This window comes from Neobacillus sp. PS3-34 (genome assembly GCF_030915465.1).
GTDB lineage: Bacteria > Bacillota > Bacilli > Bacillales > Cytobacillaceae > Neobacillus_A.
Map to the genome: position 1 here is coordinate 68227 of NZ_CP133267.1, position 22308 is coordinate 90534.

Sequence of the window (22308 nt, forward strand, 5' to 3'; positions counted from 1 at the left end):
TTTTATAGGGAACCGCTACAGGGGACTGATGCTCCTCCTCTACGTCTTTCCCTTTCGGAAGCTTCTTCTTCGCTATTTTGGCATCAAAGGAAATCCGGTCGCCAGGGCCACCTCAAACTTTTTTAGGGTCTTGCTATAGCTGCACCATGCATATCCCACTTCCATCGGCTCTTCCCCATTGATTATGACCTCCTTCAGTAGAAGGTGTCGTCATTTTCCTCATTGAAGGGATTGTAGGTTAGCACCACTTTTTCCACCATTGCGGTGAACGATACTTTCTCTTCCGGAAGGTTGAGGGCTGGTTCTTTTACCTTTTTCGGCTTTTCCTTTTTGGTTTCAGATGATGGAACCTCTTCCGCTTTGTCAGCAGGAATCACTTCCTGAACAGCTTCCCCTTCATTCAGTTCCTTTCCGTATTGGGAACTTTGCATTTCCTTCAGGTAGGCTGGATGGATACAGCTCAGATTTCCGTCCTGGAAACGAATCACAAGGGTGTAATATTCGGCTGTGACCCCGTAGCTTTCATAACCTTCAAGTGTCACGATCCGTTGGTATCCCCTCCCTTTGTACCAGAACTCTTTTTTCGAACCGGAACCGAGACCCCATGATTTCACCATAGTGTTGTAATGCTCAACTCCAGAGAAGGGGGTATAGTCGCCTTTCGGAGGATGATAATGAGTTAAATGTGTTTCTTCTCGGTGCGGGAGAATAATGGCCATATGAACACGTCCTTTCACGGTTTGATTGTATCACAACGTCTCGAGGTCGTGAAAGAATGCCTCCACTTTACCTAGCCGTTAGTCGAATATTTACCTATATTAGAATTTTAATACCTAGCCATCCCTGTCTTCAGCTTCTTTATTCCAAGGTTTCGGATTATCTCTGAGAATTCCTTTTTTTCTTCAAATCAAAATAGGCATCCAGCACCCTGCTTCCAATCGCCTTACTTGTTCCAGGGTCAGTCGATTGATATGCCCACGGGACGACTACAGACATGGCCACTTCAGGATGATCATAAGGTGCATAGGCAACTAAGGTGATATTCCATGTCGGGGGTGGTATTTCCCCCTTTTTATGACCGGGACCATCATAGAATGCTTGCGCGGTTCCCGTTTTACCTGCTGGTTTATACGGTTTATTGCCAAATACCCGGTAACCCGTCCCACCTGGAACCTGCATCACTTGCCGGAACCCTTCCTGAACACGTTCAATCCACTCCTGTTTCATATCTAGCCGGTTTAAAACCTGAGGTTGGATTTCAGTCAGGAGCGGACCCAGCTCATCGTATTTCTCGCCCGGCTGCCGGATTTCCTTGGCAAGATGCGGCTTAATCCGATAACCCCCATTCGCAATGGTAGAAACATATTGTACTAGTTGAAGAGGCGTGTAGGTGTCGAACTGTCCGATCGCAAGGTCAAGCAAGAGGCCTGATATTTTGCTATTGGTGTGGAATCCTGAGGATTCATTTGGCAGATCGATCCCTGTCTTAACCCCGAGCCCAAATTGTGAGAAGTTCTTTCTCATCACATTAAAAGCTTCTGGGTTAATATTCAAATATCCATTGGGTACGTAGTGAGTGCCGCCAATTTTCATCGCCGTTTTAAACATATACACGTTGGAGGAAAACTTTAATGCCTCAAGGTCATTAATCCATCCAAATGTACGATAGGATTTTTTTATAGGTGTATCTTTTAGAATGATGGGCTCATCCCTCTCTTTATTTCCGGGAGAGATGGCGCCGGTTTGATAACCCGTTAAAACGGTTGCACCCTTAACAACAGAGCCATTGGTATAGGAGGTCGTAAATGTCCCAAGGGCATCATCCATTATTTTTCTAGTATTCGTTTCCTTGTCAACAACCAATCTTTTTCCGGACATAGCCAGTATATCACCGGTAAAAGGATCCATCAGCATAGCATAAGCCCTGTCAAGGAATGGAGTATCTCTATGTGTTTCCTTCGTTTTAAGTAATTCTTCCGTGACGATTTTGTCGACTTCGCTCTGCAAATCCATATCAACCGTCAGGACCAGGTCATTTCCCCTCGTGCCTTCCCGAACGGTTTCAGTTTCAATCGTGGAACCATTGAATGTCACATTTTTAACCTTTTCTTTTTGTCCCTGCAAAACGTCTTCATACTGCTTTTCGATATAGCTCTTGCCGACTCGTTCATTCCGGTTATAACCTAGTGCAACAAATTTTTGTTCTTCCTCCTTCGGCAGACCTTCATCAGAGGTGGTGACAGCTCCGAGTACAGAGCGGAGTGTGCTGCCGTATTTATATCCTCTCTCCCAGTCCGTCGATACATCAACACCTGGCAATTCATCAAGGTGTTCACTTACAAAAGCATATTCCTTTTCTGTAACATCTTTATTTTTAATATATTGAGTATTTAAGGCATAGCCTGCCGACATTTGCCTGTAAATAGCCGCGACCTGTAAATCCTTTGGAGTCAACTTATTTAATTCTTCTTCCGTAATTCGCTTAAGCTGTTTTTGATATAGATCCTTGTTCGAGAGTTTCTTAGCATCTACTAGTTTTTTCTCTTCCATTGTGACTTTTTTTTGGCCAGTTTCGGATGGGTCAATATCCAATAATCCTTTTTATCTCTTTCTGTCACCTTAGCAGTCTTAACATCTATATACTTAGAAAGCTTTTTTGCAGTGGCAAGCATTTGCTTTGAGGTCGTATCTAATTGTTTGATATAAGTGATTGCTTTTTGGGGAGTATTATAGACAATGCTATTTCCATTTCGGTCCAAAATTCGCCCTCTGGGAGTAGGCATACTTACCGTTACATCCTGTGTCCGATCCACTTCCCGTTTAAAGCTATCACCATATACAATTTGAATTACCCCCAGCCGAATGACCAGGGTAGAAAATAGTATAAAAATAATAAAAAAGAGTATGTTTAGGCGGATAAAAGTTTTTTTCGGCTTCTTGACGTTTACGTTAATCTCCAAAATGAATGCCCCTCCAAGTAAAAAATAACGGTTTTATATGAACCTTCAGGATTATGTAGAGATTCAAAAACAAGAATCGATTGGATAAAATACCATCCTTTCCCATCTCTTATTATAGACGAACACACTGCCCAAATGTGTTCACTTTTTTATAGGATTCCAATTTTTTTGTTTTCTTCTGGAGACGACTTAACTTTTCCTTAAATAAATTAATTCGTCTTAGCTTTAAAAGTTGATGATATAATTTTATTAACCCTAAAAAAAGGAGTCCTGAGTATGAACGTTATTGACTTGCATTGTGATGCACTAATGAAGCTGCAGGATGCTAAATGTTCTTTACGATATTTTGATGCCCCTGAATTGGAAACGAATAAAACACGACTGCATCTTGGGAATGTCAAGGTTCAGTGTTTTGCCATTTTTATCGATCCGGATATCCCTTCTGACCAAAAATTTCAGACAGCCCTTGGGCAAGTGGATTACTTTTACAAAGAAGTGCTGGGAAATAACCCGGATATGGTACATATTAAAGAGTGGTCTGATTTTGATAAATTAAAAAATGGGCAAATCGGTGCAATGCTAACGCTTGAAGGCGTAGATGCCATCGGTAACGATATTTCCAAATTACATATTCTATTTCAGCTTGGCGTTCGTTCTGTGGGCTTGACATGGAACAATGCGAATTTAGCAGCTGATGGAGCCGGTGAGCCACGTGGTGCGGGACTTACGCTTTTTGGCAAGGAAATTGTCCGGTTTCAAAATGAACACCAAATTCTTACTGACGTTTCTCATTTATGCGACCAGGCTTTTTGGGATGTGATGGAGATCGCGAATTATCCAATTGCGAGCCATTCAAACTCCAGGACACTTTGCCCGCATCCACGGAATTTAACGGATGAGCAGGCAATGGCTATGTTCCAAAAAGGCGGCATGGTCCATGTCGTTTACAATCCCCCATTTATCTGTGAAAACGGCAAGGCTTCGATTCCGGACCTTGTGAAGCATATTGATCATTTCTGTTCGCTGGGCGGTGTGAAGCAAATTGGGTTTGGATCAGATTTTGATGGCATATTTTCCTTTATTAATGGTTTAGAAGATGCCTCTAAAACACAAAATCTTATCAATGAACTATTAAAATATTATGGTGAAGAAGATGTAAGAGGCTTTGCATATGATAACTTCCTCAACCACCGTCCAGGCATGGGCCGATGAAGCAGGAAGAATTATAGAGCAGCTGCGAAATAAACAGAAGTGTTCAGGGAATTTTACTTTAGCGGATAGAAAAAAGCGCGCCATTTGGCACGCTTTTACTTTGATAATTCTTAGAAAATCCCATTATCTTTTGATCGCTTCATAAACGAATTGCTGTTGACTAACTCCTCTACAATTTAAGGATAAACAATTGCTGCCAATTAGGATTTTCATAGCCAATTTGCCGGTAAAATTCATGAGCTTCTTTTCTTTGTCCACCAGAACGCAGCCTAATTTCCTGATAGCTATGTTCTTGTGCCCAGTCTTCGCATATTTTCATTAATTTCAAACCGATTCCTTGTCTTCTAAAATTACGGTCAACAACCAATCCGCCTATTTCAGCGTATTCTAGTTCAATTAATAGCTTTCCAAATACATGTACCCAGCCACAAATTTGAGAATCATCATTTATATATACAAAAACTGCGTTGTTTGTATCATTTGTTAGCCGATCTAACCGATCTTTCACTTGTTCTTTTGTCACTGAATAACCTAATTGGACACACAACTCACAAATTCCTGCTGCATCATCAATATTTGCATTTCTTATCAATTGATTCCACTCCTCATTTAAAAGATTGGCTCTATTAAACAATAAAGTTGATATTTTGATAAATAAAAAGGATGCATTTCAGTCCATCCTTTTCTGGTTTCTTCTTCGACTTGTGCACCCGTTAGTGTAAGTACAGCTTTTCACAAACTTTCTTTTGAATAAGAAAAAGGCTATTGAAATAGCCTTAAACCAACCGTCAATAATGCACACTATTTTTTTATGTTCCTTGTATTTGAGATTTTAAAACTAGACAATCCTTGCATAAATGAAAGAAAATATTCATCTCACCTAGTTGAAAATCCACAACTGAAATAAGTTCCCGTTCCCCAATGTCTTGTGTAACTGTGGCAATATACTTCATTTCTTGGTTGCAAACCGGACATTCTAAATCTTCAGGAACCTCATCATACAAAGGGGCACCTAATAGCCGGCATAAATATTCCGAACCAAATAAATCAAATGCCGTATCATAATTTTCTTCATTAGTTGGAATATCTTCAGCTTTCATTTCAATAAGATTTACATTTGTCCTTGGAAGTGGTACAGGTAGTCTATCTTTCACATCTTGAACCCAATCATCCGTATTTTCCTGACTTATTACTTGAATGGATTTGCCCCCATTACTTAACTGAAAATATTGAGGTTTCCACACCATTGAACAGTTCAAGCAAGATACTAATGGTAAAATATTTAGTTCGTTAGCTTTTATTTCGGAAAGCCTTTCATCTTTTAAATCAAAACAAAATATTAGATGCATCTTCTCTCCACATAAATTACAATCAGGCAAATCACAAACTTGTCCACCAAAATAGTGATTATCAACATCTTTTCCTTCCCTTACCCTGTACCCTTTTAAACCTTTCCAGTGCTTACCATAAGGTCTTTTTGCCATATGAAATCCTCGCTCAAGTAAAGATAAATTCAAAACATTATTAATTTCTTCATCTCATTAATTAATCCCCTTTCTTGTGCTAACCTCCCCGTTTGTTTCAATAGGCGAAAAGGAGGCTGCTGTTTCCCCTAAATAACCTACTACGAGTATTAAAAAAATAGGACATAAAAATCATCCTCCAGACGAAAGATTTAGTAAATAATGACAAATATTCCGGGAGGTTGTGGTTTGTATGAAAAAAGTCATTTGCACACATAACGGTGGTTTAGAATTCGAGTTCGACTTAGGAAAGGAATATCAGGTAGCGAGAGAATTGGATACCACCTACATTGTCATAAATAATTTTGGTAATAAACACACTGTTTTTAAAACACAATTTGAGCCCTTTGAAGAAGGTAAGAATGAAGAACAGAATACTTTTATTGCGAACCCCTACTACTTGGGAACTAAATGTTTATTCCTTATTTGATTCTTGAAGATATGCCTTGTTTTTTTCTATAAATAACCTCCCTCAATGAAGAAAGGAAAATCTCTCGTTTTCTCCTGTTTTCTTAGATTTTCATAGTAGTTTACCTTCCGGTAAATGTTTAATAGTTGGGGAATTATCACTTGAAAGGATAAAATTGGACTTCAAAAGGAAAATGAGCCGTCACCCACTAACCTGCCAATTACAAAAATTGGTGGGTGAGTAAAAATATGATCGCACTGGTAGATGTCCACATTTCTCATGGAGGTCAACCCTCCCATGTCTCACAGAGTCTTCGCTCTCAAATTCCTTCGTCCAACCTTACCATGAGGTGGATGTCGGCCATGCTGCCCCACAGGGTCTTAGCCCGTAATTTAGTTGCTTTGCCGACTAATCCGTGCTTCCAATGTCCCCAAAACTATAAAACATTACTATTATTTATCTAAACAAAAAACAAAATTAAGCGGCCAATTCTGCCTTCTTTAATACTGACAAATGAGGGATGTCTTTTAACATCTTTTCTTCACTAAACTCAAATTGCTTTTTACCTATACTAAAGAAGATACGGATCAGTTTATTACATAAAGCGATAAGAGACTGCATCTTCTTTAATGGATTATCTGGACGTTGAGTATAGTAAGCATGTAATGCCTTAAATGCAGAATTTTTGGCGACGTGAATCATACAAACTCTGAATAACAGAGCTCTCAGTTTCTTCCGTCCTCTTTTTGTGATGGTCGTTTTTCCTTTGTGCTTACCGGATGTATTTTCTTTTAAGCTTAAGCCGGCCAGCTTAATAATTTGCCGGGGATGAGTATATTCACTAAGATCACCAACTTCCGCAAAGAAGCCGGCAATTGTATCCCTTCCCACACCTTTTATGGCTAACATTTGAGGTACACCTGGTATTTCATCAAGTAAACCATCTATTTTTGCATCCAATTCTTCGAATTTTAACTGAATTAATTCATATTTAGCCAGGATCGTTTTTAGCTCTAATTTAGCCATTTCGGAGCCTTGTCGAAGTCCGATGGACTTACTGGCTGCTTGCTTTAACTCTCGAATCTTACTTAATCCCACACTCCGTGTTACGGCTTTTCTTAAATGGGAGAGCAGTTCATGTTCAGTGAAATTTACGATTTCATGAGGTAAGGCATAGAGCTTTAAGAATTGTAACGCTGCCTTGCCCTCCCACTTCTTAAAGACTGTTAGAAATTCAGGAAAGTACCGATCAATCCAGTTGTGAACCTGCCCTTGGACCGTTTGAAGATCCTCTGTTAAAAGATCGCGTATTTTCTTTGCGACACGGAGTTCGGCATAAACACCTTGTGGTATCGTAGGTTCGGCGTATCGTCCGTCTTTGACCAGCTGAGCTATAACTTTAGCGTCTTTCACATCATTCTTAGTAGGTGAGTTATCATCTAGTTCCTTGCTTTTCTTTACATGCAATGGATTTACCGCTACAAATTTAATCTCGTTTTCTTTTAAAATATGAGCGAGATTAAACCAATAGTGGCCTGTTGGTTCCATCCCAACCACGACTTTATCCATACTTTGTTCTTTCTTGATTTCTGAAATCCACTTAAGAAAATGCTCAAATCCCTCTTTTGTATTTTCAAAATAACATGGTGATCCAAACTCTATTCCTCTAAAATCCTGGGCACGTGCCACATGCTTGAATTTAGCAATATCGACTCCTATAATAAGAGTTTGAGAAGTTATTTGAGCAATCTTCTTATTCTGGTTATAATTCATTTTAAAGCCTCCTGGTATTTGATTAATGTCCTTTTCGCTGCGCAGCTTCAGGACCTACTCATTTTACCAAGAGGTTATTCTTTTGTTCAAACTCCATTTTCACTCATTACAGGAATGCTGCCCCTTTACTTCAATAAGAAATTCAACAAAAAAGGCGGTTAATCCTTCCTGGATCAACGCACCCGTTAGCTGAATAAAGTTTTAGCAATAGTTGTAATTATCATAAAACCTCCCACAAAGAAATAAAAGTAGCCCATTTCCTTAGGTTGGTTTTTATATTTAGCAATATCCAAACCATTCAAAAAAAATAAAACAGACATTAATGTAAACATAATGGGAAGTAAATCTGTTTTACTGAAAAAGCTATATATGGATAGGATGAAACAAACTACCGCAATTAAAAGACGCAACCAAAAAAGCCCTTGAGATTTCATTATCCTCTCTCCTTTACTTTCATTAGGAATGATTAAATGATTTTCACATTATATTTCCATTTTTATATTTAAATCTTTTTTCATTTAATATGTTGTTCCGAGGATTTTTCAGAAAAATTACTAACCTATCTTTCTTTTACTAAATTGCCCCGTTAATTGAATAAGGAAAAAGCGATCCTTCATTATAAAAGCATCGCACCTGATAGTTTTATTAATACGAAGGGCAAATAAGCTCTCAAGGGGGAAGCTACTTATCAGTAATAATTGAGATAATAATTTGGATAAATTGATAAAGTAACGTTGATATGAGAACAAGTATGAAGATGGTTGAAATAACTTTGACAGGATTTTGGAACCATTTTGGAATTTGCTCTAATTTTTTAGGGGATTGGAAACCATTAACAATGTCTATGTGTTTTATTACATCGTTAAAAGGTGCGCTATCTTGTTCTAATGAGTTTAAAGATTGCGGATTATTCACTGTTTGATGAATATTTTTTTCTTTTGAGGTATCCGTTGAAGAATTTTCCACGAATTATCCCCCTTTCACTTTTTATTCCCTTGTATTTTGAAGGAGTAACATTTTCCTAAATTTTAACATATTTTTTGTTCTGGGTAAGTTCATTTCTTAGTTCTTATTGAACTAACCTGCTTCTTTAGCACAATAAGAAAAGCCGCCTCAATGACAGTTCCGACCTTCACCTCTTGCATCCCTCAGTTGAATAAGGAGATATGCCCCTTTATCACACATTGAAAATAAATTAATCCTGTTTTACTTTAGTCACGAAAATATTATTATTTTTAAAGTGTATTAGTATATTTGAACCTGAAGCAAAAAGGATTTCATGCGATAAAGTCTGTTCATCTATTGGCAAAAATTCATCACTCTGCATTTCTTCTATTTGAACTAACACCCCCGTTAGCTGAAGAAGAACCTTTTCTTTTCGGGCATTTAATGTTTGCACTGTTCCACAGTGATTTGTTTTCTCAATATAAATAAAATGTTCCTTTCAAAAAAAGCACTTAATAAATGAATAATAATAAATGTATTAATTAATACTAGTCTTAGTGGTCTATTTCTTTTAAGGAGTAATTCATGAATGTACAAAAAATGATAAGGAGTGTAGTCATGGGAATTTTAAGTGGTAATCCTCAGGATGAACCAATGCATTATGGTGAGGTTTTTGGAACTTGGACTCACCTATTAGCAAACAATGGCTTAATTGCTGGTTATCAGTCTTATATTAATCACACCGGTGATCAGGATTTGAAAAAACTTGTTGAAGAAGCAATTCAAGGTATGAAAAACGAAAACCAACAATTACAAGATCTTCTTAAAACAAATGGTATCGGCTTGCCTCCAGCACCACCAGATCGTCCTAACGCAAATTTAGAGGAAATCCCTGTCGGAGCAAGATTTAGTGATCCAGAGATTAGTGCATCTATTTCCAAGGACGTCGCTGCTGCACTAGTAGCTTGCAGCCAAATAATGGGACAATGTATCAGAGAAGATATTGCTATGATGTATGGACAATTTCATTTGGCAAAGGCCAATTTGGTTTAAAAATGTTAAAATTAAATAAGGAAAAAGGATGGTTAGTCCCTCCTCCTCTTCATTTAAATAAATCTGAATAATATTTAAAATTCTAGGGCGATACTTTGTGTTGCCCTTTTCTTTATTGTAATCAGGTCTTTTCTCCCTTTCCAATTTTTTCATCTCCGTTTTACAAATAGAATAATGTTATTTTTTTGGGAAATATTAAAGTTATAATATTGAAAGGAGTAATATGATGCTTAAAAAAATTCTTAACTCTTTTGTTGCTCTTAGCATAGCTGTCGTCATGCTATTTGGGTTAAATGTTAACGCTCAAAATAACAACAACAACAACAACAACAACAACGATAACAATGGAATCACTCCTGTATCCCAAACAGGAAACGTTAACGATGACGACGACGATACTGATTGGGGTTGGATTGGTTTACTTGGATTAGCAGGACTATTGGGCTTAAGAAGAAGAAATGACAGAAAAGATTAGTAATTAGATTTATTAAATCTAATGGATTACCCAAACCTAGCTAAAAGATCGCTTATTAGAGTATTAAATAAAAAAAGGATCCTTAGGATCCTTTTTTGCATGGATAAATACGTATAATCGACATTATTAACCAAGCTAGCCCTCTGCCCTCCAACCTGAAAAATGCAACTGAATTAGGTGGTCTTTAATTCTTTTAAAAATTTCATAACTCTATCCTAACTCTTAATGCGTAAAAAGCCATTTTGCAGATATCTCTACTTTTCCACCCTCTTCAAAAGTTACTTGAACGGAGAATGAAAATGGTCTCAATCGTTAATTGAGAATTGTGAGCAGCATGCAATGCTTAAATGATAATGGTATTGAATCAATGAGTATTATTTCCCCCGGTATCCCTTTTACTGCCGAACTATATTATCAACTATTATCGACCTTTCCTTAAGAGATGAGCGTCTGGAACAAAGGATTATTAAAATAGCAAGAAATCTTTAAATCTGATCGGATTTGGGACGCTCCTCTTTCAACCAATAAGTCGCTTGGGGACAAATTAATGAACCAAAAGCTCTCTTAACAGGCTGTTGATTCTTTCATAGTTACTCATAAAAAATTCATCCTGACTGTTAACAGTGCTTAAGTAAAAAAGACAAATTTTAATGAAATTTTACAATGTTATTACACTACTAATTTTCTAGTTTTATTTTCGTTGTACAGGCTATGTATATGATGTAACCTCAATAATCTTAAGGAGTGATCTTAAAATGGCTAAAAACAACGGTAATAGTAATGATTCTAAGATGTCTCGTGAGGAAAGAGGACGTATGGGTGGCGAAGAAACAAGCCGTAACCATGACAAAGAGTTTTATCAGGAGATTCGCAGCAAAGGCGGAGAGGCAACGTCTGAAAATCATGACAAGGATTTCTACCAGGAAATTGGTCGTAAAGGTGGAGAAGCAAGAAGCCAAAATGATAATGATAATAACTCCTCAAATGGTAGAGGCCGTAACTAAAACGATTAGGTCAAAATGACAAAGCTATACTTGATATAAGGAAGACGGCAGCTATATTAGCTGTCGTTTTTCTATGTGAAAAAGAGGAATAAGCTCCTATGGTAAATCATAATACATTATCCTGTACAAATCATTACAACATTCCGGTCGGTAATACTGTTTGTCTATTGGCATTCTATATACCTCTACACTATCAGTTTAGAAATTTTTCAATTAACCTCCCTGTTAGTTCAACAAAAAGGTGCATACTCCTTCTTGAAGTAATGCCCCCGCTTGTTTAAGTACAATTCTTCACAAACTGCTAATTGCAAAGTAAATAGGAAAGTCGATGCTTTGTTAAGGTATCGACCCTTCGATTTTTTTAGCAATATACATTATATGTTCTGCAAAACTCAGCATATCTTCTCTCTCGCAAACCTGCTCTGCAAAGTCTATCCAAGCTGATACCACTTCGGGTGATTGTCTAAGTAATTCTGCTTCACGCAAATACAAAAAACTTTCGCAATTTAGTAAATGCATTTTATTAAGATTAAATTGTTCAAAAAAAGGAAGGACATCTTTGGGACGGATAAAAAAATTATCAGTAAACCCTTGTCCGAAAAAATTCACATCCTCTACCATCATATTTAGTTGTAATTTCCTTTCATCATCCAATATAAATTGAGGGTTACGTATTAGATAATCCCATACAAATGAATAGGAAGAGACGAAAGCCACAAAAATTGTACCATCGGGCTTTAACTTTTTTAAGCATTCTTTTATTAGTTTTACTCGGTCATTTTCATTTTTTAAATGATACATTGGTCCCATACATAGAATATGATCGAATTGACCATCATCAATTGAAGATAAATCACGGCCATCTACACAAACGCCATTAAGTGGAAGACTAAGTTCCTTCGCCTTATTCAACGCAAAATCTATATTCTTTTGTGAAAGGTCAGCCAATGTGACATCGCAACCCTGCTGAGAAAGATAAAGTGAATACTTGCCTGGTCCACCACCGAGATCCAACACTACGTCATTTGGTTTAATATAACGGTTTATATAGCGTTTACTAAGTTCAAACTCTACTTTGTGTCTATCTAACCGTTCCCATTCGTAGTTTACTGTTTCATCATAGAATTTTCTTACGATTTCCAAGCTATCCATCTAAACTCCTCCCCTTTAATGTAATTTTATAACAATACACAATTATCTAAAAGGAAATTTTTGTTAAACTAACTTGCTCCGTTAGCATTCCTGTAGAGCGTTAATTTTGAGCTTTGAAAAAAACAGGGCTCCTCAGTAAGATATGAGTAAGACACGACTCTAACTCATCCCTAGGAGGAACCCTTACTATGAAGTTTAAAATGCAGGACAAACAAAATCAACTAATTGAAAGAATTTCCGATAAACATTTAGTAGTTGGTATAGATATAGCCCAACAGTTACACGTTGCGAGAGCCGTGAACTTCCGGGGCATTATTGTCGGAGATCCCCTTCCATTTGAGAATAATGAAGAGGGTTTTGAGAAGCTATTAAACTGGATACAAAAGCTGAAAGGAATAAATAAACTCGAGGACACCATTGTTGGAATGGAACCGACAGGCCATTACTGGGTCAACCTCTCAAAGTGGTTAATAACCCAGGACATTGAAGTAGTTACTGTAAATCCTCACTTGGTCAAACGAAATAAGGAAAATCGAGATAATACTCAATCAAAAAGTGATAAGAAAGACGCTTTGGTAATAGCCGATATGGTGAAGAACGGATACTATTCCTTTGTAAGGCCTTCTTCCGAACCGTATGAAAAACTTAGGGTTCTCATATCCAATCGGGATGTTGTAGTTAAAAGGCTTGTAAGTTCTGTCAATCAATTAAACCGCTGGGTGGACATTGTTTTTCCAGAACTCAGGCAAGTATTTAAGGACATAACAGCGAAAGGGGCAATCGCAACCCTTAAGCTTTTCCCCTCCCCTTCAGATCTGATTTCAAAGAATCCTGCCGAAATAGTTACTGGGTGGAAAACACTTATGAAGAGGCAGCCTGGGTTAAAGAAAGCCTATCTGATTCTCAATGTAGCCAGGAAATCAGTTGGTACAACTCAAGCAATCGAGGCATACAAATTGCATCTGGAACAATTACTCGAAGAGTATGACCTAACGGTTCAACAACTGGATAGAGTTGAGCGTGCAATTAAAGATGTATTATCTAAAATTCCTTTTGCCAATAAGCTTCTTATGATTAAAGGAATTAGTGAGATTTCATTGGCCGGTATATTAGGTGAAGCAGGAGATTTAAGCGGGTTTTCACACGGCAATTCCTTACTCCGCCATGCAGGGCTCCACCTCTCCGAAGCCAGTTCAGGGAAATGGAAAGGACAAATTGTTCTATCAAAGCGTGGCAGATCGAGACTAAGACGTTTCCTCTATCTAGCCACTATGAGTCTAGTGATGAACAATCCGGAATTCAAGACCCTCCATTCCCATAACGTTAAAGTGAAAAAGATGAAGAAAATGAAATCCATCATGAAGCTTGTCGGGAAACTGGCAAGGGTCTTTGTAGGAATCGCACGCAAGGATGAACCTTATTGTGCTAAAAAGGTTTATGCTCTAACGGATTTGGCTGCTTAAGTTAAATTCTTGTTTCCAAAAGAATTATATCGAGTGTTGGCTTATTCGCAGGATTTCAAATATGTACGGAGTACCAGATTTATTCAACAAAAGGGCACTGACCCATACCTTTAGCTAGACTGGCCTCCACCCCTTGGATAGGCATAACGAAGGAATGAAAGCGGCCAATGGACCCGTTGAGACATGGGAGGGAAAGCCTCCAGGGGCGGCGTGGAGAAGTACATTATATGGTAAAATATGGAGTGTAATTATACTCCTTTATTTAACTATGTCTTCACGTAGCCTAAATGTCCTCAAATTACTTCATACAGCCAGTAAAAAATATCTTTGGTGGATGAAATCCTGCGAATTAGCGAGCATTCGGGAGAAAAACGAATTAAACTGAGGGAGTTGAATAAGGAAAAAAGTTACCCTGATTAAGCAGCCTTATCATCAACTAAAGCATCCCCATTAGCTTAATATGCAAAATGCTTTATTTGATGCCATTAATAACATTATCATCCTCTTTTTTATCTAACATCTTAACCCCTTCATCGGAAACATCGTATTTCCATATGCTTTTAGCTTCTATTCCGTTTACTGTGACATTATAATTCTTTATTAACGTTACAATATAGTGACTACCATCTTTTTTTGCTTCAACAGACTTATTGAGTCTTGTTGTATGACCTGATGGCCCACCTATTTTAATTTCCTTGGAGATGATTTGTCCCTTTTTCATTTTGGGTGGAAAGTCATTTTTAGATGTTCCTCTTATTAAATCGTTATGAAAAGTAATTGTTTTTGAGATTGCTTCAACTATTGTTAAGTCTTGAACTTGTTCCACAGGATTAGTTTGAATTTCCCCTAGCTTTGCAGTAACTTCATTATTATTTAATGGACTACAACCCAACAAGGATATACATAAAACAAACAATGAACCTGCCAACAAATTTTTCATTATTCTTCCTCCTATGATTTTTACCTTATACTTATTTGAATAGACGGGTAAGAACCATATTTTGTTCCAGAGGTTTTTAAATTTAATATAGCCATTGATTGAACTTTACTGCACGTTTGCACAATAAGAAAAATAGCTACCACAAACGGCAGGTGGTTCTTGAAGTAATGCACCCGTTAGTTGAGTAAAGTCATTATAAAAGTTAAATTCGCTAATCAATTACCATTTTTCTTATATTTGCTTACTGCTTTTATTTCTAGCTGGCTTATCCATTTATAAAATCCTAATAATATCAATAGAAGTATCGGGTCTACGATAACCGAGTACCCAAGCGTCCACCATCCATTATGAAAGTATCCCCAAGGATTCGGTAATTTAGCTATTGCTTCGTAAATTACTATTGCTAATACAAAAGTTACAAGGTACACAAATTGTTTAGTGATTTTCTTTTCAAAAGGAAACCAATTTAAAAAAATCATATTAACTGGTGGGACTAATAGTAAATGTGGAATAATTCCTTGCCAATCAATGGCTTTAGTAAAATACCAGTAACCGTGATATTTATAATCAACAATGACATCAAATATTATCTGAAACGCAACGGTAAATGTCCAAATTTGTATAATTTTATTACCTGTTAGTTTCTTATTTGTCTTAAAGGCGATAAAATTATAAACGATAATTGCTATAATAAGTCCTATCACGTAATCACCTCTATTTTATATAATTACCATTTTTTTGAGGGATACGCTTATTATTCGGTAATTACAAAATTCAACGTAAAAATAATATTTCTTCAACTAAACTCCCGTTACTTGAAGAAGAAAAAGGCGATCTTCGTAATTGAAGTATCGCACCCGTTACTTTAAGTATAATTCTTCACAATAGCCAAACATAACCTATTGGTCAAATAACAATATTAATAGCGATTTGCAAAAGCAAATAGCTATTTTAGTCAGTTTCGCTCACAATTAAATACTTCTATTTCTCAATGCTTCCCTATCTACATTTTGTGGTGGTTGTTCCATCCACCTGTTTTCAATCATTAATTTAACACCGTCATTTGCATATTGAAGTATTTCAGCCACTAGTCTTGTGTAATGTCCACCTAAATCCTTTCTAAGGCTTCCTCCAATTGCTGCCCCATAACCAGCGACGCTAATGGCTGTTAGACTATTGGTATGAAACATCATTAACTTATCTGAATAAGGAGCATTGATTGATTGTGAAATCGTTGAATCCCATGAGCTTGGTAACGGGACTCCATCTTCTACTAATATTTGTCTAAACACAGTTTCATGCTTTGCGGCTATTTCCGTACCTCTCTCCAAATATTTTCTAACTTCAGGTGATTTAGCAGATTGGGAAAAACCAGCTACAAATGTTCTACCAATTGAGTTTGTTTCCGTATTTTTAGAGATATGGGCTAGTTCAATGGCAGTTAAAGGGCGATGTTTGCCGATTAATCCTGATAAAAATGATTCACTTTGAAGGTATTCAGCTTTTTCCATGGGAGCTATGGTAGGAGAACGTATAAATGCACCCTTCTTAAGAAGTAAGTCACAAGCATTATTGTAAAGTTTCATAAACATTTCGGAAGTTTTCGAAAAAATTTCTCTTACATCGTTTCGTGCCAATACTTCAAGTAAAGCTGCCGCCGCTGCTGTTCCAGCAGCAGCCATGTATTTAATATATCGCAAGGTAAAAAGATCCGAATATAATCGACCCGCTTTTAAATTTACATCTTCTTGTGTGAATCCCATAGGTAATGCATGATTTTCTTTTTCAAAGATTTGTTTGACTTCATTTACTACAAAATTACAATTTGTTAAAGCTGTATGAATTATGTCCGTACTATCAGTATCTTCGTTTACGTTGTCAAAATGCTGAAGGATACAATAAGACATAGAATTCTGCATATAAGCAGTCCACAATGCTGCAACTTCTGAAGAAACAAGTTTGGGGTTATGCTCCATATTTACTCATACTCCTTTTAATTTTTATTATGTACAAAAAGGATTGAAAAATTATAAGTCAATAACCCTTCTTTAACAAACCTGCTTCGTTAGTGCACTAACAAGAAAGAGGCAACTGCCGCAACCCCATCTTAAACATAAGCACCCGTTAGCTTAACATCATTCTTCATATAACCAGTCAAAATCATCGTGCAAAATATAGTCCTGGTCTTCAACAGACAAATTATATTCTTCGCAAACAATATCTTTCTTAGAAAACTCATTTCCTACATCTATGCCTAAATAGATGTGTGTAAGATTTTTGTTTAATTTACTTCGTTCAGGAAGCTGGTCGATTAAGGATGATGATTTTAATATTGCCGAACGATAAAACTCATTCCATTCATCAAACTCGATGAAATAAGGAATGTCAGCATATACAACACCTGAAAATTCTAAAATTCCTTTCCTAACTTTGTAAGTAAAACTTGTTTCACTTTTATAAATGGATTCAATTACTTTTAATATGTAAAACGAGATTTTCTTTTCTTTGTGATTTATTCCTAAACTTTCAACAACAGAGTCATATAGTTGTAAATCATCATTGTCTTTGTAATCATTTTTCAAAAGTAAATCCCTTCTTTCTTGCCAAATAACCTAATTATACCAATGGTTCTTATTAAACTAAACTGCTCTGTTAGTGCAATAACAAGAAAGGGGTCGCTGCCGCAACCCCATCTAAAACATAAGCACCCTTTAGTTCATTAATAGTAGTACAAAATAATTTAAAACTTATAATAGGGTAAAAGAGATAAAATTAATGCTATTAGAACAAGAAGCGAGCCTAATAACATTGAACCTGCACCTATTAAATTTTGCTTTAACACATGATTGTTTTCTTTATCTTTTGTTTCAACAGGTTGTTCTTTTTTAATTAATTTATTAATAGCCCTTCTTTGATACAAGAAACCTACTATCCCCAACATCAACCCCACTAAAGCTAAACAAAATAAAAATATCATAAAGTAATTTCCTTCTCCCCTCAACTCAGAATCACCATTTATTGATAAGCTCTGCTACAAATCAAATACATAAAAATCGAAACTTCAATTTCAGAATACCTTATAAAATGTAACCTATTTATGATCTTTTATTGAACTAACCTGCCACTTTAGTTTAATAAGAAATTCAACAAAAAAGGTGGTTAATCTTGCCTGGAGCAACGCACCCATTTATATTTGAAGTGTTAAATAAATTTCAATGTGTTAATGAATGATAAATTGTATAGTCCACTTCACCGGAGATGTTTTTCAACCCATCTTTACACAACTCCATTGCCATTAGATTCTCCTTGGATGGCGGTAAGTTTTTCTTGGACGCATATATACCGAACTCAGTTGATGTTTTAAATCCAAAGCGTCGATAATATCTAAAATCTCCTTCAACAATAATTCCCTTATATCCTCTTTCAGAAGCTAATTTAATACCTTCCTGCAACATAAACTTACCAACACCTTGTCGTTGCTTTTTAATTGCCACAGAGACGGGGGATAACATTAAAATTTCGTTTTCATTTTTATTACTTATTGGAAGTTTTGAAAGTATAAAGTGCCCTATAATTTCCCCTTTCTCCTCAACAACTAAATCTAATTGTGGGATGTAATATTGTTTTTCCCGAATTTCTCTTACAAGAGATTTTTCAACTACACCATCTGAATAGCTCGTATTCTTGAATATTTCATAAACAAAATCTTCTATAAAACTATATTCTTCTTGTTTAACAGCTCTAATTATCATCATAATTGCCCCTCCATTACCTAAAAATGTTCAATCTCATTTATTAAATTCTTCTTTAATTAATTGCCCTGTTTGTTCAATAAGAAGTTCAACAAAAAGTGCGTTAGTCCTTTTTGGATTAACGCACTCATTACCTTAATTATCAATTTGCAAAAGTTGTATGTTTCGCTTTCCACTTTTCAAGGGCAATAAAAAGCCAGAATGAATAAATACCAATAGTGATAACGCAAAAGAACCACCACTTAATCCAATTTCCGAAGAGCCCAATTGCACTTCCATTGAATTTGAGTCTACGTCCTTCAATGACAGTATGATTTATTTTCCATCCATATATCATTGTGATTGCCCAAGGGTAGCAAATCCCAAATGTACATACTGTCACCAACCACCCCAGTAAAGTCCAACCTATGAATTGTAAAAGTCCACCATCAAAATATGATTTACCAGTTCCAGTAGCGACGTATTGAATATTATTGTTAAACACAACTTCTGTACTCATTTTTCCATCACCTCCCGTTTAAACCTAATTATTCCATATGGAGAGTCTTTATTCTAGTACAAAATTGCTTTATACAACTATCCTCACCCGTTAGCGGAACAAAAAATAAAAGCTGCCAAAGCAGCCACGTTATTAAACTCTTGCCCCAGTTAGTTGAGGAAGAAAAAAACACCTAAACAGTTAAATTAATCATCATAAGTCCAAATATGAAATATTGCGGAAATACCCTCGGTTAATGCTTCGTCAAAGCACTCCAGAGACTCTTCCAATTCAGAGTCTCCTTCATAATCATTTCGGTTTGCCATACACTGTTCTTCGATACTTAGAACAATCCATCCTTCATCATTGATGTAGTTATTGGCTTTGATTAATGCTGAATTCATATCAGTTGAGTCCACCCAACAGTTTATAAATGCACCTGCACATTCATCCTTATCTGGGCTATCTGAACTTGGAATACCCTCAAACATAAAATAATAAATCTCCATTGTATTCTCCTATCTCCCGCTATTTCATTCTTGAACTCTTGCACCAGTTAGCTTAATATGCAAAGTGAAATGCGTTATACATTTTCTCGGCTATTCCATAAGGCATCTTTATTATCTCTTTCAGCTTTCCAACCAAGGGGTAAATCGCATAGTAAAGAAAGAGAATCATCTATCTCAAGGATTTCTGCAAGAGAAACTATTCTTGCATTATCTGCATCAAGTCCAACAGTACCATCAAGGAATTGCCACATTCCTTCTTCTTCGTCGTGTGATACATAAAGTATAGGTTTTGTCCCAGCTAAAATTTCTTTTAGTGTAATAACCATTGTATTAGGGGAATCTTTAAATCCTTTCATAGAAACACTCCACCAATTTTTTAATACTATTATAGCAACTTCTTATTGAACTAACCGCCGTTACTTGAATAAGAAAAGGCTTTACTCCTTCTTGAAGTAAAGCCCCCATTAGTTTAAGTACAACCCTTCACAATCTATCTATATAAAAAGCTCCCTGAATGACAGCCATAAGTTTCCAACACAAATGTCCGTTAGAAATAAATAAAAGTCATAATTTTATAATTCTTAATAAACTACCTCTATACTAAGGCTTTTACAAATGATTCGGATATAACTAGCTTTTATGTAGGAGGTAAAACTCTTCGCTTATTATTGAATACATTTTTAAATCTTGATGTTTTCCTTTGACGAACAGCCCTTTTCTAATGACACCTTCCAAGGACATCTTTGCCTTTTCCATTACGCGTGCAGAACCGATATTTTCTAAGTAGCATCTGGCTTGAATACGAACCAAGTTCATATTGTTAAAGCCGAATTTTATTACTTCACATGCGGCTTCTGAGGCGATTCCCTTTCCCCAATAATCCTGAGATAGAGCATATCCGATTTCAGCAACTTTATGTTGTGGATCCCATGTAACAAATTCAATCGTACCAATCAATTTTCTGTTTTCTTTATATTCAATACCCCAATGAACCAATTTCTTATTTTCCCATTGATATATTACCCGTTCAATAGTCTCCTTTGTTTCCGCTAAAGAATTGTGAGCGTTCCAAGAAGCATACTTTGGCACTTCCTCATTAGAACAGTATGAATACATAACTTCTACATCATCTATAGTTATCTTTCTAAGTTTAAGTCTTTCGGTTTCTAAGGTAGGAAAATCGCTAAATATTTTATCAATCACCAAAAAAGCCACCCTCCTTAATGGGGAATATCATAAGATATTGAAAATGGTTTGTACAATATTTCTCTTCGAGAGGTACTAATTCCTTCTTCCACTAAACTGCCCATTACTTAAATAAGAAAAGGCTTTACTCCTTCTTGAAGTAAAGCACTCGTTACATATCTTCACAATCTAACTATATAATATTGCATAAACTGAGTAGAGATAATAAAATCGTTTAATTTCGAAAGGCGCATAGTTCAAAATCGCCCGATTTTATAGTAACAGTTTTTTTAAACTTGCTAAATTTTCTTCAAGAAATAAAGCATTTTTTTCAATTCCACGACGTTTACACCACCCGATACTATTGAAGGCATCTGTAAATCGATAAAAAGGCAATACAACTTCTAAATCAATTAAAGGTCTGATACTGTTATAGCCTTCTTTATATGCCTGATACAAGGTAAAATCGAAGCATAAAAAATCACGATACAGTTTGGTGAAATCGATTTCTGTTGAACCAAATCGTACGCTTTCAAAATCTATTATTCCTGAAACTTTATTGCCATCAATAATTATATTTGCTGGGCGGAAATCCATATGTATAAAGCTAGGTCCATCTGGGGAAGGTAGTTGTTGTTTCATTTCTCCAAATTTTTCAAGGGCTTGTTTGTATAAACCTTTATCCAAAACATCTCTTACATCTTCAGCAAAACTATAAAATTGATGTTCCATAAATTTAGACCAGTTCGGAAATTCATTTTGTATGCCAGCCAACACTTTCACAAAAGACGGCTGAATTGAATGCATCGAGGCATGAATAACCCCGACATGAAACGCTACTGTTGGTGAAGCCTCAGTTGTTAACGATTGTCCTTTTAATTCGGATAATAAAAAAGCACCAGAACAATCCTCATCACCAGACCAATAATCCAACATCTTGGGAATAGCAACGCTTCCTTTTAAAATTTCATAAGCTTCTAACTCCCGCTGAAACTTCAATTTTGTATAGGGAATTTTTAAAAAAACATTTTCACCATTAAGCAAATTACATTTATAGACTGTTGAACTATGAGAATCTTCAACCTCATTAATTGATAATACCTGCAATCCAAATTGTTCAATGACACGATTTAACATCAAATCCCCCCCCCTTTTTCAATAATATTGCCCTTGGTTTAACAACTCGATTATTTTGAAAAATCAGCTATTGTCCAATTAAGTTATAACGCCAATTATTGCACCGCATAAAGCTTCCTGGAGGATATTCAAATTCGCATTCAGAGATAAACTGAAAATCAAGCTTACGACAAATTGCATTAGAAGCAGAATTATCAATCGATGGGAATGCGTGAATGTATTTATACTTGTTCTCACTAGATGCTTCTTCTATTGCTAACTTAACTGCTTTTGTAGCTATTCCTTTCCCTTGATACGAGGGTAGTACGCTCAATCCAGTTTCATATACAATTAATACT

24 protein-coding genes and 3 pseudogenes are annotated in these 22308 nt (G+C 36.2%); 6 read left to right on the top strand and 21 right to left on the bottom strand.

Going from position 1 to position 22308, the window contains the following annotated elements:
* Window positions 1-194 precede the first annotated feature (194 nt).
* The 3 genes from RCG23_RS00335 to RCG23_RS00345 all read right to left on the bottom strand — a co-directional run bounded on the left by RCG23_RS00335 (window position 195) and on the right by RCG23_RS00345 (window position 2960).
* Window positions 195-719, bottom strand: a complete 525-nt coding sequence (locus RCG23_RS00335) for a hypothetical protein (RefSeq protein WP_308178086.1) — start codon at window positions 717-719, stop codon at window positions 195-197.
* Between the two features lie 157 nt (window positions 720-876).
* Complete coding sequence (locus RCG23_RS00340; RefSeq protein ID WP_308178087.1) at window positions 877-2592, bottom strand: peptidoglycan D,D-transpeptidase FtsI family protein; 1716 nt, start codon at window positions 2590-2592, stop codon at window positions 877-879.
* A complete protein-coding gene (locus tag RCG23_RS00345) occupies window positions 2532-2960 on the bottom strand; it encodes a hypothetical protein (protein WP_308178088.1) in 429 nt (142 codons plus the stop codon). Before RCG23_RS00345 ends, RCG23_RS00340 begins: the two co-directional genes overlap by 61 nt.
* A gap of 276 nt (window positions 2961-3236) precedes the next feature.
* On the opposite strand from RCG23_RS00345, the gene RCG23_RS00350 reads away from it, so the two are divergent.
* The gene (locus tag RCG23_RS00350) at window positions 3237-4172 is read left to right on the top strand and encodes a dipeptidase (RefSeq protein WP_308178089.1); all 936 of its coding nucleotides are present in this window, start codon (window positions 3237-3239) and stop codon (window positions 4170-4172) included.
* Between the two features lie 169 nt (window positions 4173-4341).
* On the opposite strand, the gene RCG23_RS00355 is transcribed toward RCG23_RS00350, so the two are convergent.
* A complete protein-coding gene (locus RCG23_RS00355) occupies window positions 4342-4764 on the bottom strand; it encodes a GNAT family N-acetyltransferase (protein ID WP_308178090.1) in 423 nt (140 codons plus the stop codon).
* A 217-nt stretch (window positions 4765-4981) separates the two neighbouring features.
* Window positions 4982-5656: a hypothetical protein gene (locus RCG23_RS00360; RefSeq protein WP_308178091.1), complete on the bottom strand. Its 675-nt coding sequence runs from the start codon at window positions 5654-5656 to the stop codon at window positions 4982-4984.
* A 232-nt stretch (window positions 5657-5888) separates the two neighbouring features.
* Between RCG23_RS00360 and RCG23_RS00365 the strand changes: the two genes are divergently transcribed.
* The gene (locus RCG23_RS00365) at window positions 5889-6125 is read left to right on the top strand and encodes a hypothetical protein (RefSeq protein WP_308178092.1); all 237 of its coding nucleotides are present in this window, start codon (window positions 5889-5891) and stop codon (window positions 6123-6125) included.
* A gap of 456 nt (window positions 6126-6581) precedes the next feature.
* Here the strand turns inward: RCG23_RS00365 and RCG23_RS00370 are convergent, their stop codons facing one another.
* The 3 genes from RCG23_RS00370 to RCG23_RS00380 form a co-directional block, all read right to left on the bottom strand.
* Window positions 6582-7877, bottom strand: a complete 1296-nt coding sequence (locus tag RCG23_RS00370; protein ID WP_308178093.1) for an IS110 family RNA-guided transposase — start codon at window positions 7875-7877, stop codon at window positions 6582-6584.
* Window positions 7878-8062: 185 nt separating this feature from the next.
* Window positions 8063-8311, bottom strand: coding sequence for a hypothetical protein (locus RCG23_RS00375; protein WP_308178094.1), 249 nt, complete (start codon window positions 8309-8311; stop codon window positions 8063-8065).
* Window positions 8312-8558: 247 nt separating this feature from the next.
* On the bottom strand, window positions 8559-8843 hold the full coding sequence (locus RCG23_RS00380) for a hypothetical protein (protein WP_308178095.1): 285 nt from the start codon (window positions 8841-8843) through the stop codon (window positions 8559-8561).
* Window positions 8844-9440: 597 nt separating this feature from the next.
* Between RCG23_RS00380 and RCG23_RS00385 the strand changes: the two are divergent.
* The 3 genes and pseudogenes from RCG23_RS00385 to RCG23_RS00395 all read left to right on the top strand — a co-directional run.
* Window positions 9441-9946 (top strand): annotated as a pseudogene (locus tag RCG23_RS00385) (DUF3231 family protein).
* Between the two features lie 152 nt (window positions 9947-10098).
* Window positions 10099-10350: a WGxxGxxG family protein gene (locus RCG23_RS00390; protein ID WP_308178096.1), complete on the top strand. Its 252-nt coding sequence runs from the start codon at window positions 10099-10101 to the stop codon at window positions 10348-10350.
* 755 nt (window positions 10351-11105) lie between these two features.
* Window positions 11106-11312, top strand: a pseudogene (locus tag RCG23_RS00395) (KGG domain-containing protein); the annotation flags it as partial.
* Window positions 11313-11690: 378 nt separating this feature from the next.
* Here the strand turns inward: RCG23_RS00395 and RCG23_RS00400 are convergent.
* On the bottom strand, window positions 11691-12506 hold the full coding sequence (locus RCG23_RS00400; protein ID WP_308178097.1) for a class I SAM-dependent methyltransferase: 816 nt from the start codon (window positions 12504-12506) through the stop codon (window positions 11691-11693).
* Window positions 12507-12694: 188 nt separating this feature from the next.
* On the opposite strand from RCG23_RS00400, the gene RCG23_RS00405 reads away from it, so the two are divergent.
* A complete protein-coding gene (locus RCG23_RS00405) occupies window positions 12695-13969 on the top strand; it encodes an IS110 family RNA-guided transposase (RefSeq protein WP_308178098.1) in 1275 nt (424 codons plus the stop codon).
* A gap of 472 nt (window positions 13970-14441) precedes the next feature.
* Here RCG23_RS00405 and RCG23_RS00410 read toward each other — a convergent pair whose 3' ends face one another.
* The 12 genes and pseudogenes from RCG23_RS00410 to RCG23_RS00465 form a co-directional block, all read right to left on the bottom strand.
* Window positions 14442-14909 (bottom strand): hypothetical protein, encoded by a 468-nt coding sequence (locus RCG23_RS00410; protein WP_308178099.1) that lies wholly within the window; start codon window positions 14907-14909, stop codon window positions 14442-14444.
* Between the two features lie 215 nt (window positions 14910-15124).
* The gene (locus RCG23_RS00415; RefSeq protein WP_308178100.1) at window positions 15125-15613 is read right to left on the bottom strand and encodes a hypothetical protein; all 489 of its coding nucleotides are present in this window, start codon (window positions 15611-15613) and stop codon (window positions 15125-15127) included.
* A gap of 267 nt (window positions 15614-15880) precedes the next feature.
* Window positions 15881-16885 carry a DUF3231 family protein gene (locus tag RCG23_RS00420; RefSeq protein ID WP_308178101.1) on the bottom strand — a complete coding sequence of 335 codons (1005 nt, stop codon included), beginning with the start codon at window positions 16883-16885 and terminating at the stop codon, window positions 15881-15883.
* Window positions 16886-17044: 159 nt separating this feature from the next.
* Entirely contained in the window at window positions 17045-17491 is a 447-nt protein-coding gene (locus RCG23_RS00425) for a hypothetical protein (protein WP_308178102.1), read from the bottom strand.
* A gap of 158 nt (window positions 17492-17649) precedes the next feature.
* Window positions 17650-17886, bottom strand: coding sequence for a hypothetical protein (locus RCG23_RS00430; protein ID WP_308178103.1), 237 nt, complete (start codon window positions 17884-17886; stop codon window positions 17650-17652).
* A gap of 235 nt (window positions 17887-18121) precedes the next feature.
* Window positions 18122-18664 carry a GNAT family N-acetyltransferase gene (locus RCG23_RS00435; RefSeq protein ID WP_308178104.1) on the bottom strand — a complete coding sequence of 181 codons (543 nt, stop codon included), beginning with the start codon at window positions 18662-18664 and terminating at the stop codon, window positions 18122-18124.
* 139 nt (window positions 18665-18803) lie between these two features.
* The gene (locus RCG23_RS00440) at window positions 18804-19160 is read right to left on the bottom strand and encodes a YjgN family protein (protein ID WP_308178105.1); all 357 of its coding nucleotides are present in this window, start codon (window positions 19158-19160) and stop codon (window positions 18804-18806) included.
* A 185-nt stretch (window positions 19161-19345) separates the two neighbouring features.
* The gene (locus tag RCG23_RS00445; protein ID WP_308178106.1) at window positions 19346-19648 is read right to left on the bottom strand and encodes a hypothetical protein; all 303 of its coding nucleotides are present in this window, start codon (window positions 19646-19648) and stop codon (window positions 19346-19348) included.
* 74 nt (window positions 19649-19722) lie between these two features.
* The gene (locus RCG23_RS00450) at window positions 19723-20004 is read right to left on the bottom strand and encodes a hypothetical protein (RefSeq protein ID WP_308178107.1); all 282 of its coding nucleotides are present in this window, start codon (window positions 20002-20004) and stop codon (window positions 19723-19725) included.
* Window positions 20005-20278: 274 nt separating this feature from the next.
* Window positions 20279-20854 carry a GNAT family N-acetyltransferase gene (locus RCG23_RS00455; protein ID WP_308178108.1) on the bottom strand — a complete coding sequence of 192 codons (576 nt, stop codon included), beginning with the start codon at window positions 20852-20854 and terminating at the stop codon, window positions 20279-20281.
* 252 nt (window positions 20855-21106) lie between these two features.
* Complete coding sequence (locus RCG23_RS00460) at window positions 21107-21970, bottom strand: aminoglycoside phosphotransferase family protein (RefSeq protein WP_308178109.1); 864 nt, start codon at window positions 21968-21970, stop codon at window positions 21107-21109.
* A gap of 67 nt (window positions 21971-22037) precedes the next feature.
* Window positions 22038-22298: pseudogene (locus tag RCG23_RS00465) on the bottom strand (GNAT family N-acetyltransferase); the annotation flags it as partial.
* Between the last annotated feature and the right edge of the window lie 10 nt (window positions 22299-22308).

Bases quoted from the DNA above. Each gene is read 5' to 3' on its own strand.
- RCG23_RS00410 (WP_308178099.1), bottom strand. From the start codon at position 14,909: ATGAAAAATTTGTTGGCAGGTTCATTGTTTGTTTTATGTATATCCTTG.
- RCG23_RS00400 (WP_308178097.1), bottom strand. From the start codon at position 12,506: ATGGATAGCTTGGAAATCGTAAGAAAATTCTATGATGAAACAGTAAAC.
- RCG23_RS00335 (WP_308178086.1), bottom strand. From the start codon at position 719: ATGGCCATTATTCTCCCGCACCGAGAAGAAACACATTTAACTCATTAT.
- RCG23_RS00405 (WP_308178098.1), top strand. From the start codon at position 12,695: ATGAAGTTTAAAATGCAGGACAAACAAAATCAACTAATTGAAAGAATT.
- RCG23_RS00420 (WP_308178101.1), bottom strand. From the start codon at position 16,885: ATGGAGCATAACCCCAAACTTGTTTCTTCAGAAGTTGCAGCATTGTGG.
- RCG23_RS00375 (WP_308178094.1), bottom strand. From the start codon at position 8,311: ATGAAATCTCAAGGGCTTTTTTGGTTGCGTCTTTTAATTGCGGTAGTT.
- RCG23_RS00435 (WP_308178104.1), bottom strand. From the start codon at position 18,664: ATGATGATAATTAGAGCTGTTAAACAAGAAGAATATAGTTTTATAGAA.
- RCG23_RS00445 (WP_308178106.1), bottom strand. From the start codon at position 19,648: ATGGAGATTTATTATTTTATGTTTGAGGGTATTCCAAGTTCAGATAGC.
- RCG23_RS00460 (WP_308178109.1), bottom strand. From the start codon at position 21,970: ATGTTAAATCGTGTCATTGAACAATTTGGATTGCAGGTATTATCAATT.
- RCG23_RS00360 (WP_308178091.1), bottom strand. From the start codon at position 5,656: ATGGCAAAAAGACCTTATGGTAAGCACTGGAAAGGTTTAAAAGGGTAC.
- RCG23_RS00370 (WP_308178093.1), bottom strand. From the start codon at position 7,877: ATGAATTATAACCAGAATAAGAAGATTGCTCAAATAACTTCTCAAACT.
- RCG23_RS00440 (WP_308178105.1), bottom strand. From the start codon at position 19,160: ATGAGTACAGAAGTTGTGTTTAACAATAATATTCAATACGTCGCTACT.
- RCG23_RS00430 (WP_308178103.1), bottom strand. From the start codon at position 17,886: ATGATATTTTTATTTTGTTTAGCTTTAGTGGGGTTGATGTTGGGGATA.
- RCG23_RS00365 (WP_308178092.1), top strand. From the start codon at position 5,889: ATGAAAAAAGTCATTTGCACACATAACGGTGGTTTAGAATTCGAGTTC.
- RCG23_RS00450 (WP_308178107.1), bottom strand. From the start codon at position 20,004: ATGAAAGGATTTAAAGATTCCCCTAATACAATGGTTATTACACTAAAA.
- RCG23_RS00350 (WP_308178089.1), top strand. From the start codon at position 3,237: ATGAACGTTATTGACTTGCATTGTGATGCACTAATGAAGCTGCAGGAT.
- RCG23_RS00390 (WP_308178096.1), top strand. From the start codon at position 10,099: ATGATGCTTAAAAAAATTCTTAACTCTTTTGTTGCTCTTAGCATAGCT.